Origin of the sequence: Rhodococcus sp. KRD175 (assembly GCF_017168275.1) — a bacterium.
GTDB lineage: Bacteria > Actinomycetota > Actinomycetes > Mycobacteriales > Mycobacteriaceae > Rhodococcoides > Rhodococcoides fascians.
The window spans coordinates 307,914-323,077 of sequence record NZ_JABFAQ010000004.1 but is presented as its reverse complement, the minus strand read 5'-3'; the positions used below and the strand labels follow the sequence as shown (position 1 = coordinate 323,077).

General features: G+C 64.3%; 16 protein-coding genes. 11 read left to right on the top strand and 5 right to left on the bottom strand.

The features are described 5' to 3' along the window. The first annotated feature begins 1 nt into the window (after position 1). From J1M81_RS06000 to J1M81_RS05980, 5 genes are all read left to right on the top strand, one after another. Positions 2-922, top strand: a complete 921-nt coding sequence (locus J1M81_RS06000) for a hypothetical protein (RefSeq protein WP_032366903.1) — start codon at positions 2-4, stop codon at positions 920-922. Further along, a complete protein-coding gene (locus tag J1M81_RS05995) occupies positions 919-2,442 on the top strand; it encodes an NAD(P)/FAD-dependent oxidoreductase (RefSeq protein ID WP_206497729.1) in 1,524 nt (507 codons plus the stop codon). Before J1M81_RS06000 ends, J1M81_RS05995 begins: the two co-directional genes overlap by 4 nt. Positions 2,443-2,554: 112 nt before the next feature. Beyond that, positions 2,555-3,286 (top strand): MerR family transcriptional regulator, encoded by a 732-nt coding sequence (locus J1M81_RS05990; protein WP_308051221.1) that lies wholly within the window; start codon positions 2,555-2,557, stop codon positions 3,284-3,286. Between the two features lie 79 nt (positions 3,287-3,365). Further along, the gene (locus J1M81_RS05985) at positions 3,366-3,572 is read left to right on the top strand and encodes a hypothetical protein (protein WP_027495611.1); all 207 of its coding nucleotides are present in this window, start codon (positions 3,366-3,368) and stop codon (positions 3,570-3,572) included. Between the two features lie 50 nt (positions 3,573-3,622). Then, entirely contained in the window at positions 3,623-4,198 is a 576-nt protein-coding gene (locus tag J1M81_RS05980; protein ID WP_206497727.1) for a YdcF family protein, read from the top strand. A gap of 10 nt (positions 4,199-4,208) precedes the next feature. On the opposite strand, the gene J1M81_RS05975 is transcribed toward J1M81_RS05980, so the two are convergent. After that, positions 4,209-4,574 carry a CrcB family protein gene (locus J1M81_RS05975; protein ID WP_032366900.1) on the bottom strand — a complete coding sequence of 122 codons (366 nt, stop codon included), beginning with the start codon at positions 4,572-4,574 and terminating at the stop codon, positions 4,209-4,211. Further along, complete coding sequence (locus J1M81_RS05970) at positions 4,571-4,990, bottom strand: CrcB family protein (RefSeq protein WP_283549911.1); 420 nt, start codon at positions 4,988-4,990, stop codon at positions 4,571-4,573. The genes J1M81_RS05975 and J1M81_RS05970 overlap by 4 nt, the downstream gene beginning before the upstream one ends. A 255-nt stretch (positions 4,991-5,245) precedes the next feature. On the opposite strand from J1M81_RS05970, the gene J1M81_RS05965 reads away from it, so the two are divergent. Genes J1M81_RS05965 through J1M81_RS05955 form a run of 3 tightly spaced genes read left to right on the top strand, consistent with a single transcriptional unit; the run spans position 5,246 to position 7,885 of the window. Further along, complete coding sequence (locus tag J1M81_RS05965) at positions 5,246-5,581, top strand: STAS domain-containing protein (protein ID WP_027495615.1); 336 nt, start codon at positions 5,246-5,248, stop codon at positions 5,579-5,581. A 21-nt stretch (positions 5,582-5,602) separates the two neighbouring features. After that, positions 5,603-6,067, top strand: a complete 465-nt coding sequence (locus J1M81_RS05960; RefSeq protein WP_027495616.1) for an ATP-binding protein — start codon at positions 5,603-5,605, stop codon at positions 6,065-6,067. Between the two features lie 21 nt (positions 6,068-6,088). Next, positions 6,089-7,885 carry an ABC transporter ATP-binding protein gene (locus tag J1M81_RS05955; RefSeq protein ID WP_206497726.1) on the top strand — a complete coding sequence of 599 codons (1,797 nt, stop codon included), beginning with the start codon at positions 6,089-6,091 and terminating at the stop codon, positions 7,883-7,885. Positions 7,886-7,888: 3 nt separating this feature from the next. Here the strand turns inward: J1M81_RS05955 and J1M81_RS05950 are convergent, their stop codons facing one another. Then, entirely contained in the window at positions 7,889-8,275 is a 387-nt protein-coding gene (locus tag J1M81_RS05950) for a hypothetical protein (RefSeq protein ID WP_032400368.1), read from the bottom strand. A gap of 90 nt (positions 8,276-8,365) precedes the next feature. After that, positions 8,366-8,875: a protein-tyrosine-phosphatase gene (locus tag J1M81_RS05945; RefSeq protein WP_027495619.1), complete on the bottom strand. Its 510-nt coding sequence runs from the start codon at positions 8,873-8,875 to the stop codon at positions 8,366-8,368. A 164-nt stretch (positions 8,876-9,039) separates the two neighbouring features. Between J1M81_RS05945 and J1M81_RS05940 the strand changes: the two genes are divergently transcribed. Beyond that, positions 9,040-10,422 carry an Hsp70 family protein gene (locus J1M81_RS05940; RefSeq protein ID WP_206497725.1) on the top strand — a complete coding sequence of 461 codons (1,383 nt, stop codon included), beginning with the start codon at positions 9,040-9,042 and terminating at the stop codon, positions 10,420-10,422. A gap of 10 nt (positions 10,423-10,432) precedes the next feature. Here the strand turns inward: J1M81_RS05940 and J1M81_RS05935 are convergent, their stop codons facing one another. Then, the gene (locus tag J1M81_RS05935; RefSeq protein ID WP_206497724.1) at positions 10,433-11,371 is read right to left on the bottom strand and encodes an endonuclease/exonuclease/phosphatase family protein; all 939 of its coding nucleotides are present in this window, start codon (positions 11,369-11,371) and stop codon (positions 10,433-10,435) included. Positions 11,372-11,729: 358 nt separating this feature from the next. Here J1M81_RS05935 and J1M81_RS05930 point away from each other — a divergent pair, with 358 nt between their 5' ends. Both J1M81_RS05930 and J1M81_RS05925 read left to right on the top strand, forming a co-directional pair. Then, positions 11,730-12,734: a DUF1839 family protein gene (locus J1M81_RS05930; RefSeq protein ID WP_206497723.1), complete on the top strand. Its 1,005-nt coding sequence runs from the start codon at positions 11,730-11,732 to the stop codon at positions 12,732-12,734. Further along, positions 12,731-15,148, top strand: a complete 2,418-nt coding sequence (locus J1M81_RS05925) for a glycoside hydrolase family 2 protein (RefSeq protein WP_206497722.1) — start codon at positions 12,731-12,733, stop codon at positions 15,146-15,148. Before J1M81_RS05930 ends, J1M81_RS05925 begins: the two co-directional genes overlap by 4 nt. Positions 15,149-15,164: the final 16 nt, after the last annotated feature.

Here is a 15,164-nt window from a genome sequence, read left to right as displayed (position 1 = left end):
CATGGCAATGGACTTCGAAGACATGTTGACCAAGATCAAGGACCGTCAGTGGGCATTGGCGGACATCGACTGGGACGGCCCGGGAGCCGAGACCATCAGCCCCGAACTGCACGCCAAACTCAAGCCCTTCATGTCCGATCTGATGTGGATCGAGAACGTGGGCGCTCGCGGCTTCGCGGCGATGGCGCTCAAGGCACCGAACGAGACTCTCGCGGAGATCTATCGCTACTTCCACGCGGAAGAGCAGAAGCACGCCAACGCCGAGCTCGCTCTCATGCGTCGTTGGGGCATGCTCGACGGTGACCGGATGCCCGAGCCGAACGTCAACGTCAAGCTCGTCATCGACTGGCTCGACAAGCATTCCGACGGGCTGTCTCTGACCGTGCTGGGCACCGTCATACCGATGCTCGAGGTGGCCCTGGACGGCGCGCTGGTGAAGTTCATCATGGACGAGATCGACGATCCGGTGTGTCAGGCCGTGTTCAAGAAGATCAACTCCGACGAATCTCGGCATCTGGCGGTCGATTTCGCGGTCATCGAATTGCTCGGGCATTCCCGGATGCGCAAGCTGGTGGTCGAGACCATCGGTGCTTGGATGAACCCGGCCCTCATCGTCGGATTGCTGCGCTACATCCCACTGCTGAACAAGATGCGCGACAACATCGTCGAGATGGGTGTCGACGAGGAGCGGCTCTACACCGCGATGAAGCGATTCCGCAGTGTGGGGGAGCGTAGCCCCGAGGCGCTCCGCGTGCCGATGTATCGATTCGTGCAGTGGCACAGCAGCATTGTCATCAACCGCAAGCATCCATACCACCGCGTTGCGGATGGCCTGGTGAAGCTCACTCGCCGGTACCCGACCAAGACTCTCAATTCCGAGCCCACCTGGGCCAAGGAACTGACCTACGAGCCCGTCGCATGAGCGATTTCGATGTGCGCGAAGGTGTACTCGACGCCGTGATCGTCGGTGCGGGATTCGCCGGAATCGGTACCGCTATCCGACTGCGCAACAGTGGAATCGAGAATGTCGCGATCCTCGAACGCGGCAGCGCCGTCGGTGGAACCTGGCGCGACAACACTTACCCGGGCGCAGCCTGCGACATACCGTCGAGGCTGTATTCGTACAGTTTCGCGCCCAATCCCAACTGGTCGCACACCTATTCCGGTAGTGGTGATATTCTCGATTACATCCACACAATGGTGCGTGAGTTCGACATCGGATCGCGTATTCGATTCGGACACAACGTAGTCGACATCATCTGGAACGAGGCGGCCGGGCATTGGCACGTGAGCATCGACGGGCACCCCGATGTTCGGGCGCGCACGGTGGTGATGGCGTCGGGGCCGCTCGCCAATGCCAGCCTGCCGAACATTCGAGGCATCGATACCTACGAGGGACACAAGATCCACAGTGCACGGTGGGATCACGACTACGACTTCGAGGGTAAGAAGGTCGCGGTCGTGGGAACCGGGGCGAGCGCGGTACAGATCGTGCCCGAACTGGTGAAGATCGCCGATACGGTCAAGGTGTTCCAACGCACCCCGGGTTGGACGCTGCCCAGGATCAATCGAAAGGTGCAGGCAGGCACCAAGCATCGATACGCCCGGTACCCGCAGACGCAGGCCCTGGCGCGGTCGCTGTGGTTCTGGGGGCACGAGTCCGTTGCCCTCGGTGTCGTGTGGAAGACCCCGTTGACGCGCATCGTCGAACTGGTCGGGCGCGCGCATCTGCGTCAGCAGGTTCGCGATCCGTGGCTGCGGCGACAGCTGACACCCCGATTCCGGGCCGGCTGCAAGCGATTGCTGATGACCAGCGACTACTACCCGGCCCTGCAGAAGCCGAACTGCACGTTGGTGACCTGGCCGATCGCGACGCTCTCACCCAAGGGCATTCGAACCGTGGAAGGCGTCGAGCATCAGTTCGACGCCATCGTCTTCGCGACCGGGTTCGACGTGTCCAACACCGGAACACCCATTCCGATCACCGGACGCGACAGCCGCGTGCTGGCCGACGAATGGAGCGCGGGAGCCAAGGCGTACAAGAGCATTGCAGTATCGGGCTATCCGAACATGTATTTCACCTTCGGGCCGAATTCCGGCCCGGGACACAGTTCGGCATTGGTGTACATGGAGGCGCAGATCGACTACATCGTCGAGGCGATCTCTCTGGTACTCGAAGGAGATCTGCACAGCGCCGATGTGCGCCAGGACGTCCAGGATGCCTACAACGAGGACATGCAGCGCAAACTGGCGAAGACGACCTGGAATTCCGGTTGCAGCAGTTGGTATCTCACCGAGGACGGCTTGAACGCGACCATGTTCCCGGGTTTCGCCACCCAGTACGTCAACCAACTCAGAGGTGTCGAACAGGGCGATTTCACCATGGTTCCGCGCCGCGTCGACCTGCCGCAGGAACCGGCACAGGTCGTCGCCCACTCCTGAATCGCTCGAGAGCACGCTTGTCGTTTCGATGACGGTCGGATTCGGCTCTTCCTTCCGCCGCGTGGTCGACGTATATCCTGAAGGTCGACGCGCGGCGGAGGTAGGGAGCTCGGTGGAGTATCGAATCGACGACTTGGCCCGAGAGGCCAAGACGACCACTCGCAACGTGCGGGCGTACCAGGAACGCGGGCTGCTGCCGCCGCCCACGCTCCGAGGACGAGTAGGTATTTACAACGACGATCACCTGACTCGATTGAAGGTGATCGACTCGCTGCTTCAGCGGGGGTTCACCTCGGCGCACATAGCCGATTTCCTGTCGGGCTGGGAGCAGGGCAAAGACCTGGAAGAAATCCTGGGCCTGCAGGAAATCGTGACTCGCAAGTGGTCGTCGGCCGAGACCACGGTCATTCCCGTCGAACTGATTGCGCAATTTCTCGGTGAGGACAACGACGACATCGTTGCCCGACTGATCGAAGCGAAACTGATCAGAATCGACGGTGACCAGTGCGAGATTCTCGATCCGACCCTCCTCGAGGTGTTCGTCGACCTGAGTCAGTACGGCTTCACGTTGGAACGTCTGCTCGACCAGCACGAGCGGACCGCGTCGAAAATGAACGAAATCGCCGAGTCGATGGTCGGGAGCGTGACCGACCATCTGGCCGCGAAACACGGTCCAGGTTGGCTGCCCAAGTCCGGAGAGGTAGCCGAGACCACCGAGATGTTCGAGAAGATGCGCAGCCTTGCCATTAAATCGGCACAGGCAGAACTGGCGCGCGCACTGGACCGGGTACAGGAACGCGCCCTCGACGATTATCTGTCGGAGACTCTGTCGAAGCGCACGTGACGTGGTTTGAAGCCTGCCACAATCGGACATACCTGCCCTTCGACAGCCGAACGGCGGCTGACCGCCTAAGGGGGCACCAATGAGGTTCGTAACGTTGATCGTTCTGGTTTGGCTGATCATCGGCGCATTCGCGTCGTACCAGCGCGGAGACTTCGAGAATGCGCCCGAGAACTGTGCAGGTGCGGGCACAATCGCCCTCACCGTCGTTGCCGGTCCGCTCAACTACTTCGGAATCAACCCCGAGGTCACGGACTGCAACGTCACCGTGCCGCAGCCTAGCGAGTGATATGAGTCGCTGACCGCGCGCTCGCGGAGCGCCTTCCCTAACCTGGTGAGGTGTTCCGCGGACGCTGGTTGCTGTTTCTCGCCCTGGCGATCCCAGTTGTCCTGGTGTCGTCGGTAGGTGTCGGCGGCTACCTCGCGTTTACGAAAGCTCGGGTGGATTCGCTCGTTGCCGCCGACGCAATCGTGGTGCTCGGCGGCGAACACGACGGACGTGAGGCCTACGGCATTTCGCTCGCCCAACAAGGCCTGGCCACGACAGTGGTGCTGTCCGATCCCTACGGATCCAGCGATCCGACGATGAAGAAGGCCTGCGCGGCGTCCACGTCGCAGTTCGAGGTGTTGTGCATTCCGCCGTCGCCCTCGACCACCCGTGGCGAAGCCATGTTCACCGAAACCCTTGCCCGCGAACGCGGCTGGAACCACGTGATCGTCGTGACGTGGCGATACCACCTCCCGCGGGCTCGCTACATCTTCGATCAGTGCTTCGACGGAACCGTCACGATGCGTCCGACGCCTCGCGCGTACGACTTCTCACTCGTCGAATGGGAGTTCACGTACCTGTACCAAATCACAGGGTTCGTCAAGGCCGGAGTGCAGGGCTCCTGCCAGGATTCGGAAAGCGACTGACCGGATTCGGTCACAGAATCTTGTGATAGAGCGTCACACCGGACTTCCACGCCAGGAACCCGAACATCACCGCGGCAATTCCACCCACCACGTTCGCGCCGAAGAACAGTGCTGCCGAGCGGTACCGACGATCTCGCGCAAGCCCGATCGTCGCCAGCGTTGTCCCCGCCAGCGGAGCCACCGACGCCAGAAACCCGACCGCCACCACGGAGCGAACAGCATTCGGCGGATCGAGTGCGAACACCAACCCCAGCGCGGCACACGCCACCAGATTCAGTGCCGTCGCCCGTCGCCTCGACCGGAGGGCGAACGAGAACACGAACTGGCACAGAGCCGCGAGTCCGCCGCCGGCCGCCACCAGGATCAACGTCGTCACAGCGTCGGGCTCGTTCGTGCCGGTCTCGTGATCGCAGCCCCGACGGCCATCGCGATCAACGCGAACACCGGCGTCGCCACCAGATAGATCACCGAATTCCACGCCCCGCGATGGGTGACCGCCTGAAACGCATAGAGACCGAACGTCGTCAGACCGCACGCAAGACCGAACAGCCCGGCCCGAGTCACCGGAGCCCGACGACCGGACAGATACCCCAACGCAGCGCCGACGAGCAGACAGCCGAACACATTCACGCCGAACGTGGACAACAACTGCCACCGCGGCGTCGCCCGCCACGTCCACACCTCGTACCGAAACGCCGCACCGACCGCGCCGCCCACAACGACCGCGACGTACTGCCCGAGCGAGCGACGACGCAGACCGCGACCGTCCATGGAATGCAGGCCCTCGATCACCTGGACAAGCCTAATGCGATCGATACCCCTCGGCTGAGTGAGCCGACGGCGGCAAAACAACCCGAAGGCCACCCCGAGGGGACTCAATGTCACGTTCGGTGGACTTTTCGGGGGTCAATGTCACGTTGAGTGGACTTTTCGGGGGTCGATGTCACGTCGAGTGGACTTCGGCGGCGGTGGCGGGGCGGGGGAGCGAGGTAAAGTCTTCGTGTGACTGCGGACGAATCGGGGCTCGGACCCCAGCATTTCGATGTGATTGTTGAATGGCGTGATCAGGATGTTGTTCTGTCGGTGTCGGGTGAGTTGGATTTGGTGACGGCTCCCGATCTGTCCGAGTCCGTGGCTCTGGTGCTCGAGAAGTCGCCGTCGGCTGTGGTCATCGATCTCAGCGATGTGGGTTTCCTCGCATCGGCAGGCATGTCGCTGCTGGCGTCGACGCATCAGCAACTGGGCGGTACTGCCGGGTTTGCCGTGGTGGCGGACGGTCCGGCGACGGGGCGTCCATTGACTTTGGTCGGGCTCGACGAGGTCTTCGGCATCTATGCGACGGTCGACGAGGCGCTCGTTGCGATTCATGCGGGTAGATCCTGAAGTTTTGGGTAGACGGGATTCATGATGGCGACTCTCTTCGGAGGTGACGACTCACGTACCGACAGTTCGATCTCGACGGCAGGTGCGCGAATGGAAGAACTGCTGTTCACCGACGAGCCTGCCGATGCGGATCGAGCGTCGGAGCTTCGGCGTGAACTCGGTGACTGGTTGAACGAGTTGGGCGTCGACCCGGATCGTGCGTACGACGTCGTGTTGGCGACGTACGAGGCGATAGCGAACAGTGTCGAACATGCGTATCGCGATCACACCGACCGAGGAACCCTCGATATTCGAGTGTTGTGCGGTGCGCAGGGCCGGATCGATGTGAAGGTGACCGACCGCGGCGATTGGGCGACGCGTAATTCCGATCCCAACCGAGGTCGAGGCGTCCCACTGATGCGGGCGCTGGCCGATACCGCGGCGGTGACGTCGGATCAGAACGGCACCACGGTCCACATGATCTGGGACGCGATCGGTACCAGCTGATCGTTGCTGCACACTGACTACATGGTCGGTGTGCAGATCGCGACAGCCGAGAAGAAGAAAATAACGGTACCCAACCTACGGGTGTTGTGGCAGTTCGTGCGGCCTCATCGGCGCACCCTGATTCTGGGCATGATGCTCGGCCTGATCGGTACCGGAACGGCGTTGGCTACGCCGATGGTCGCCAAGGGTGTGCTCGACGGACTCGGCACCGACGCGTCGCTGATCGTTCCCGTCGTCGTTCTGGTGGCCCTGTTGGTCGTCGGCTCGGCCGTTCTGTATCTGCAATGGATCGTGCTCGGGGTGTTGGCAGAGCGGATCGTGCTCGACGCACGCAAGTCGATCGTGCGGAAGTATTTCGGTGCCACGGTCGGCAGCCTGAACACTCGGCCCACCGGTGAGTTGGTCACCCGCGTCACCTCGGATACCGTGCTGCTGCGTGAGGCGACATCGAATGCGCTGGTGGCCATAGTCAACAGCGTCGTGGGTCTGGTGGGCGCGTTGATCCTGATGGCGGTTCTGGATCTGGTGTTGCTGGGCGCGATCGCGGTGGCCATCGTGGCGGTCGCAGTGTTGTTCGCCCGGCTGATGCCTCCGATCGCCATCGCGCAGAGGCAATCACAGGAAGCGATCGGACGACTCGGCGGCATTCTCGACGGCACCCTGCGGGCCATCCGAACAGTCAAGTCCAGCAGAGCCGAGACTCGCGAATCCGAACGCGTCATCGCGGAGGCGCGGACCTCCGCTCGGCACAGCGTGCACGCCGTCAAGATCTCGGCACTGGCGTGGACCTTCGCGGGCGGCGGCGTGCAATTGGCCATCATCGGCATTCTCGGCCTCGGTGGCTACCGCGTCAGCACCGGGGATCTGGCGGTATCCAGCTTGATCGCGTTTCTGCTCTACGCATTTCAGGTCATGAGCCCGGTCTCCACCCTCGCCACCAACATCACCGCGCTGCAGGCGGGTATGGCCGCGGCGGCGCGGATACGTCAGATCGACGACCTCGTCGTCGAAGTGGGAGAGGAAGGTACCCCCGCGCCGACCCGTTCCGTTGTCGAGGCTGCTCCCGCACTCGAATTCCGAAGTGTGACTGCACGTTACGGTCCGGGACGAGAGCCGGCCGTGCGAGGAATCGACCTGGACGTCCCCGCGCGTGGCCACACAGCGATCGTCGGTCCCTCCGGTGCAGGCAAGACCAGCGTGTTCTCTCTGATCCTGCGGTTCCTGACGCCCGAGAGCGGCGAGATACGGCTCGGCGGAACGCCGTACAGCGAGCTCACGATCGACGAGGTGCGCTCTCGACTGTCCTACGTGGAGCAGGAGACGCCGGTGATCCCCGGTTCTGTGCGGGACAACCTGTTGTTCAGTCACCCGGACGCCAGTGAGGGTGACATCTGGGCGGCGCTCGAGTCGGTGCACCTGGACTCGACCATCCGCGCTCTGGACGAGGGATTGGACACCGACCTGATCGGCTCGACGGTGTCCGGTGGGCAGCGGCAACGAATCGCGTTGGCGCGAGCCATCGTTCGACGCCCACAGATCCTGCTGCTCGACGAGGCGACGGCTCAGGTCGACGGACGCACCGAGGCGGCGATCCACGAGGTGATCCGTTCCATCGCCGAGGACGCTGCCGTCGTCACCATCGCGCATCGGTTGTCCACCGTGCTCGACGCCGACACAATCCTGGTGATGGACGATGGGGTGGTGCGCGCACGCGGAACGCATGCGGAGCTCATGGCGTCGGACGCGCTGTATCGAGAACTGGTGGCCGCGTTGAGAATCGGAGACAGCGCGCCCGATCTGACAGCGGGCCGTCCCTGAGATCTACTGGCCCGACTCGGTGGTCGTGGGCTCGTCGGTCGTCGGCTCGTCGGTCGAGTCCTCGTCGGTGGTGGTCGTGGTAGTTCGGTCCGACCGCTTGGTGGTTGTTCGGGGCGTCCGCGTCGTCGTCTGAGGCCGCTCCGGCGTCGTCGTCGGCGGCTTGGCGGTGGTGGGCACCGCGACCTGCCAGGTGGGCGACGGCGGAACCACGACGATCGCGGACGTCGGAGACGCCTGGACCGAACTGAGGGAATCCGACTTCAGCGCAGGCGGCCTGACATCCTGGCTCGAATCGTCGAACGCGCCGCCGAGGGCACCGATGACCAGACCCACGGTGACGGCTACTCCGGCACTCGCCACTGCTGCCAACGCGATGACCTTGTCGCGCATGAACAGACCCTAACGCCGTGGCCGCACCCGGGTGGTCGGCAATGATGCGAGAACGTTACCGCAGCGTGCGAATTCGTGGTGGGTCGAAGGTTACGGCTGCGCCAGTCGGAGAACATTCGGCAACGATGCTGCGATCAGCTCGCCGGCTTCCTCGTACACGGACGGGTCGCGGCGGTACGGGTCGCCGATATCCAGCGTCTCGACGCTGTGGACGGCCCGCGCGTCGGCGAGGGCAGCAACCGATCGTGCGCCCGACGCCGCGGCCAGGCTCGACGCCTCGAGCAAGGTGAAGGTGCGACGCATGTGCCTCGGCGACAGTGCGAGGACGGCGTCGCGATGCGACGCGGTCATCGTCAGAACGAGTTCGGCGTCGGCGGTGATCGCCGGAGTGAGGCGTCGAGCCACGAAGCCCTCGGGATCGCCGCCGAGTTGTGACAACACCAACGCTGCCGTCGGGTCCATCGCGTGCCCGGTCAGGCCCTGTGTCCCGGCGCTGCCGGCGGTCAGCTCGAATCCGCCCTCACGGGCGAAGGCGACCGCAAGGCGCTCGGCAGTCGGAGATCGGCAGATGTTGCCGGTGCAGACGAACAGAACTCGCATGCCGCAACTGTAGTGGTGTGGCCGGGTGCCCCAGGGGGCACCTGAACGCACCACTGCGGCGCAGCCGCACCGACGCGCTACAGTGATCAATCGGGGGGATCGAGACTGGTTCGTGACATGAAGTCTCGGCGTGTGTTGACGGGGAAATCGACAAGAGGCAGGTAATGACCGAAGTTCTCGGTGTGTCGGTGGGGGCCAGCGCGGTGCGCGTGGCTCGACCCGACCTGCGCCCTCAGGATTCGGGACGCCTCGACTTCCACCACGACACCGTCGACGCCTACTGGGACCGGGCCGAGGAACTGGCCGCCGAGTCCATCGGCGTGGTGCTCTCGCAACCGGGCAACGGCGGCCCAGTGCAGGCAACCGGCGTGGCGTATCGCGACCAGCAGCAGTTCGGTGAGATCCAGCAGGCCATGGCCGGTCAGCGTCTGTACAACTATCGACTCGTTCCCGAGGCTCGGGCTGCGCTGCAGTACCTCGAAGCGTCGGGCGAGCTGGGTCATTTCGGCACCATCGCGTTGTACGACCTGGGCAGTTCGGGTCTGACGATCAGCGTGATCGACCGCGGTACAGGCCAAGTTCTGCTGGCAGAACGCACCATCGACATCAGCGGCGACGACTTCGATCGCCTGATCGCCGACAACCAGTTGGCCAAGCAGGGCGTCGACATTGCCGACAACCAACAACTGAGCGCGTTCACCGCGCGGTGCCGGGTCGCCAAGGAACAATTGTCGACCAGCGGCGCAGTATGTCTTCCGGGCGACGGCGGCGTCATCCTGATCTCCCGCGAGGCATTCGAATCACTGGTGACCGTCCCGATCGAGTACTCCGCTCGCCTGGTTCGAGACGTCATCGGGCGTTCTCCCAAGCATGTCGACGCACTGTTCCTGATCGGCGGCGGCGCCCGAATACCGCTGGTCGGAGCGATACTCGATGCCTGGGTCGGGTTACCCGTCGTCACTCCGGTAGACCCCGAATCGGTTGCGGCCCGTGGAGCGGCACTGCTCGCCACACCGGTCGCCGAGGCTCCGCGTCAGCCGGTTCCCCAACCGAATGCGCAGTCGAATCCGCAGTCGGGCGGGCGACAGCCCGCAGCCGACCCGGCGTCGCTGACCGGTGCACCCGATTGGTTGACTCCGGAACCCCACTCCGACAAGCCTGCGGATTCGAAGCGCAAGGTGCGCGGTGCCGTGCTGGTCGCGGGTGGTCTTGTCGCGGTCGCCGCCCTCGGCCTGTCTCTCGGATACGGGGGTGGGTCGCCGGCCCCGACCAGTGCACCGGCAGATTCACCGGTGCCGATCACCGCAGGTCCCACGACGACCCGGGTCACCCCGACACCGACGACGCCACCGCCGACCACAACGCCGCCGCCCACCTCCGAGCCCGTTCAGGCTCCGGCTCAGACGTATTCCGAGCCCGAGTACGTGCCACCCGCGGCACCGGCTCCTGCGCCTGCCCCGGCACCGCTGATCCCCGGTCTGCCGCAGATCCAGCTCCCACAGATTCAGCTGCCGCCGCCTCCGGTCATTCAGCTTCCGCGCTTCTAGCCGGGGACGGTCACGGCAACTGCACCGTTGCGAGTACCGCCAGATGATCGCTCTCCGGGATCGGTAGCGGCTGCACCGACTGTGCGCGGACGCTGTCACTGGTCACGACATGGTCCAATCGCGCCAACGGACGTTCGGACGGGAAGGTGCGGAACAGTCCTGCCCCTGCAGCGTCGGCCGCATCGGAGAACGGAGCCGATGCCAACCTGCGGAATTGCCGGTGATCGTTGGTGGCATTGAAGTCGCCGGCGACGATGGCAGTGTTGCCGTAGGTATCCATGATGGCCCGCATCCTGGCCAGGTCTGCGTCCCACTGGGTGGTGTGGCGCGGCGTCGCAGGAGACATCGAATGGAACGAGACGAGGGTCAGCGTCGTGCCGTCGACGACGGTGTTCGCCTGCACCGGTACGAAGCCGAAGTCGTTCAGGCGGGTGCCGTCGGTCAAGGGTGTTCGGCTCCACAATCCGGTGCCGTCGGCCACGGGCAGTGCGGCGGTGAAGGAGAACGGCAGCAGGTCGTCCAGACCGGCACCCCTCAGGTCGGTGACTTCCTCGGGCGTGAGTTCCTGGACGGCGAGCACGTCGACGTCGTGATCACGGACCGCGTCGACGATTGCGCCGGCATCGGCGTCCCCGTGCGCCACGTTGACCGTCAACACGGACAGGTCCGGTCCGGAGTTGTCCGGCCCGTCGGCCATGAACATCGGCACCTGGACGCCCACGACGGCGACGGTGACGACGGCTGCGACCGCCGATCCGATACGTGAGCGGGCGGCGGCGAAGAGCAGAAGCGCCGCGACGGTGGCGACTCCGAGGTACGGAGTTCCGACCACCAAAGCAACGAAAGTGATCTCGGTCACGCCGACCTGTCGGACGGCAAACATTCCGAGAGCTACGGCGACGAGGCACCACCCCGCGACCAGCGCTGCGCTGCGAACGAAACGGCGCATCGCGCTCGTGCCTCCTCGTGTCCGCCCGAGATGGGCATGGATGTTGCAGGTGTTGTCTACACTCGGCATGTGCCCAGCTCAGAGCGGATATGCAAGTGTCGACACGAACAAGCTGCGCATCAGCATTACCGCCGCGGAACCAACTGTTCGGTGTGTGATTGCCCGCGTTTTCGGGTTCCTGTCGTGCAGACGCTCAAACGGTGGATCAGTAAGTAGCAATTGCGTCGAAAACAATCCTACCGCCGGATCGGAAGCGTAGAACAAACCGATTCGCTACGATGAGTGGCCTGGATGCAGGCAATATGGACAAATGCGGCTCGGGGACCGTCCGACATTGTTCCGGTAGGAGAGGCGCGTCATGTCGAACGATGCAGTGCTGGAGAGGCTCGGTACCGGCCTCCGGGTTCTCGAACTCGACCCCATCAGCTACCGGCCTCATCCCATCCACAACCACGACCGCATCTGGACCGAGACCAACTGCTACGTCGATCTGTGGATCGAGGTACTGCACTCGCTCGGTGCCGATCCCACCCCGGCGCTCGCATTCGTGCTCAGCGCCGGCTGTGACGGACGGCAGTGGGACTTCGTGAAAATTCTGCCCGAGGATCTGCGCGCGCTCTACGGCATCGGCGTGGCCGAGATGAACGTATGGCGACCCGTTCTCGAGCACGTCGTCGAAGGGCTGCTCGACGGCACCCACGTCACGGTGGAGGTCGACGGCTTCTGGCTTCCCGACACCGCAGGCACCAGCTACCGGAATCAGCACACCAAGACCACCATCGTGCCGAATCTCGTCAACCGAGACGACAAGGTGATGGGCTACTTCCACAACCGGGGTTACTTCGAGCTGACCGGGGCGGACTTCGACGGGGTGTTCAATCTCGCGCCCGAGCCTCACGCCGAGGTGTTGCTGCCGTACGTCGAACAGGTTCGAGTCGACGCGGCAGTGCTCGACGCGGGGGTCGGTGACCGCGACCTCGACGTCGCCCGGGCACATCTGTCCAGAAGGGCACCGGGCAATCCCGTCGATGCCCTCGCGCGGCGCATTGTGGCCGACATCCCGCTCGTCCAGACGGCCGGGCCCGACGCCTTTCATCTGTGGTCGTTCGGATTGCTCCGGCAATTCGGTGCCACCGCGGAGCTTGCCGCCAACTACGTGCAGTACCTCGAGAGCCGCGGGATACGTGGAGCCGGCGACGCGGCGCAGCATTTCCTCGACGCTGCGTCCGGCGCGAAGGCCGTGCAGTTCCGGATGGCGCGAGCAGCGCGTGGCCGCGCCGTAGTGCTCGACGAACCGCTGAACGACATGAGCAAGAACTGGGCGGCAGCGATGGATATCGTCGTGGGTGCATTGAGCGCGTGATCGATCTGCTCGACGGCGTGCCGTGGCGGCTGGTCCGAACCGACGCCGGATCCATCCTCGACCCCGCTGATCTGCCTGCCGACCTCGAGTGGCTCGACGCCGTCGTGCCCGGCACGGTGGCGAGCGCGCTCGGTGACACCGATTGTGCTCCGGACGAACACGATTGGTGGTACGCGACCACAGTCAAGACCGGCGATCACCCCGAGATGCGGCTGACCTTCGGCGGAATCGCGACTCGGGCCCAGATCTGGGTGGACGGTGTTCATCGGCGAACGGTCACGTCCATGTTCGTGCCCGAGACTGTCGATCTGACCGGTTGCGGGCCGACCGTCACCATTGCAGTTCATATCGAATCTCTTGCCGCACATCTGAAGACCCGACGGCCACGTGGTCGGTGGCGATCCTCGATGATCGCTGCGCAGGGTCTGCGGCACGAGCGTACGACGATGCTGGGCCGGGCACCGGTGTACGGGCCCGTGCCTGTTCCGGTGGGTCCGTGGCGGCCGGTGTCGATGGTGCCGATGTCGAGCCCCCGTGGCGTCGGTCTGTCGACGACGGTCCGCGGCACCGACGGTATCGTCATGGTCCACGCCGAGCTGGATTCCCCGTCGTCGACGCGAATCCTGATCGGGGACATAGTGTTCGAACTCGGAACGGTCGACCGTATCGATACGACTCTGACGCTGCCGGACGTCGAGCTGTGGTGGCCGCACACGCACGGACGGCCCAGGACCTACCGCGTGGCGTTGGACGTGAACGGGGTGGAATACCCGTTGGGCAACATCGGCTTTCGCACCGTCGTACTCGATCGCTCCGGAGGCGGCGCGCAGTTGGTGGTCAACGGTAGCCCGATCTTCTGTCGCGGCGGTACGTGGACTCCACTCGATCCGGTGCGACTGTGGTCGTCGGAGCAGGACCTGCGTACAGCGATGGTGCAGCTGCAGTCGGCGGGCGTGAACATGGTGCGCGTGGTCGGCACGCTGGTGTACGAGCAGGCCGAATTCTGGTCTCTGTGCGCGGAACTCGGCATCATGGTGTGGCAGGACGTCATGCTGGGAACCGTCGACCCGCCCACCGACGAGGTGTACACGGCGGCGGTCACCCGAGAGCTGCACGCGTTCGCGGACATCGTCTGCGCCAATCCGGCACTGATGGTCGTCAGCGGCGGAAGCGAAACGCAGCAGCAACCGACGATGCTGGGTCTCGCGGCCGAGGATCAGCGAATGGACATGCTGGACACCGTCGTTCCTGCTTTTCTCGCCGATCGTCTGCCGGACGTCGCGTACGTGACGTCGTCCCCGTCCAGCTCGACCGGCGAGTTGCACACCCACGTAGGAGACGGTATCGCCCATTACTTCGGGGTGGGTGGCTACCTTCGGCCACTGTCCGATATTCGTACCGCGGGTGTGCGATTCGCAGCGGAATGCCTGGCCTTCTCCGTTCCTCCCGAACGTGCGCAGGTCGACAGGTTCTTCGGATCTGCCGCGGTGGCCGGGCATCACCCCGAGTGGAAATTCGCGGTCCCTCGCGATCGCGGTTCGTCGTGGGATTTCGAGGACGTCCGCGATCACTATGTACGCACTGTCTTCGGTGTCGACCCGCACCTTATTCGGCGGGACGACGCCGAGCTCTACCTGGACTACGGCAGGGCGGTGCTCGTCGAGGCTTTCGAGGAAGCGTTCGGTCGGTGGCGTCGGGCGTCTTCCGGATGTGCGGGCGCGCTCGTGTTGACGTTACGAGACACCGTGCCCGGTGCCGGGTGGGGTATCACCGACGCCACCGGTGCACCGAAGGCACCGTTCTACGCGCTCGCGAGGGCCGGCGCACCGACCTCAGTGCTGTTGTGCGACAACGGTCTCGACGGTTATTCGGTGGAGCTCGTCAACGACGGCCCGGCCAGATCGGGCACACTGCGCGTGGCACTGCACACCGCGCGCGGCGTGCAACAGTTCGAGCGGGCGGTATCGGTCGACTCGAACGGCTCGACCGAACTGACGGTGGACTCCATCGTGGGGTCGTTCACCGATGCCAACCACGCCTACCGTTTCGGGAGTCGGACGTATTCGGCGATCACAGTGGTGTTCGCGGGCGACGACGGAGTCGAGATAGCCCGGAACACCGCGCTCGTCGGCGCGCAGAGTCGGCAGAACACCGTGGGCCTGAGCGCGAGTGTCGTCGATACCGGAGCCGGGACGTGCGAGCTCACAGTGTCCTCGGAGTGGGCAGCGCAGTACGTCTGCGTCGATGTCGACGGCTTCGACGCGTCCGATTCGTGGTTCCATCTCGCGCCGAACGAACCGCGCACCATCACACTCGTCAACCGAGGCACCGGGCAGCCCAGGGGACACGTTCGGGCCTTGAATTCCGTGGAACGGGCGTCGGTGGCACCGAGGGTCGTGAGTGGAAGTTCGTAGTGGGCTACGAAGTTTC

What these genes read in the sequence shown, in the direction of transcription:
- J1M81_RS05950 (WP_032400368.1), bottom strand. Translation starts at nt 8,275, where the DNA reads ATGCGCGACAAGGTCATCGCGTTGGCAGCAGTGGCGAGTGCCGGAGTA.
- J1M81_RS05940 (WP_206497725.1), top strand. Translation starts at nt 9,040, where the DNA reads ATGACCGAAGTTCTCGGTGTGTCGGTGGGGGCCAGCGCGGTGCGCGTG.
- J1M81_RS05930 (WP_206497723.1), top strand. Translation starts at nt 11,730, where the DNA reads ATGTCGAACGATGCAGTGCTGGAGAGGCTCGGTACCGGCCTCCGGGTT.
- J1M81_RS05955 (WP_206497726.1), top strand. Translation starts at nt 6,089, where the DNA reads ATGGTCGGTGTGCAGATCGCGACAGCCGAGAAGAAGAAAATAACGGTA.
- J1M81_RS06000 (WP_032366903.1), top strand. Translation starts at nt 2, where the DNA reads ATGGCAATGGACTTCGAAGACATGTTGACCAAGATCAAGGACCGTCAG.
- J1M81_RS05960 (WP_027495616.1), top strand. Translation starts at nt 5,603, where the DNA reads ATGATGGCGACTCTCTTCGGAGGTGACGACTCACGTACCGACAGTTCG.
- J1M81_RS05945 (WP_027495619.1), bottom strand. Translation starts at nt 8,875, where the DNA reads ATGCGAGTTCTGTTCGTCTGCACCGGCAACATCTGCCGATCTCCGACT.
- J1M81_RS05995 (WP_206497729.1), top strand. Translation starts at nt 919, where the DNA reads ATGAGCGATTTCGATGTGCGCGAAGGTGTACTCGACGCCGTGATCGTC.
- J1M81_RS05985 (WP_027495611.1), top strand. Translation starts at nt 3,366, where the DNA reads ATGAGGTTCGTAACGTTGATCGTTCTGGTTTGGCTGATCATCGGCGCA.
- J1M81_RS05935 (WP_206497724.1), bottom strand. Translation starts at nt 11,371, where the DNA reads ATGCGCCGTTTCGTTCGCAGCGCAGCGCTGGTCGCGGGGTGGTGCCTC.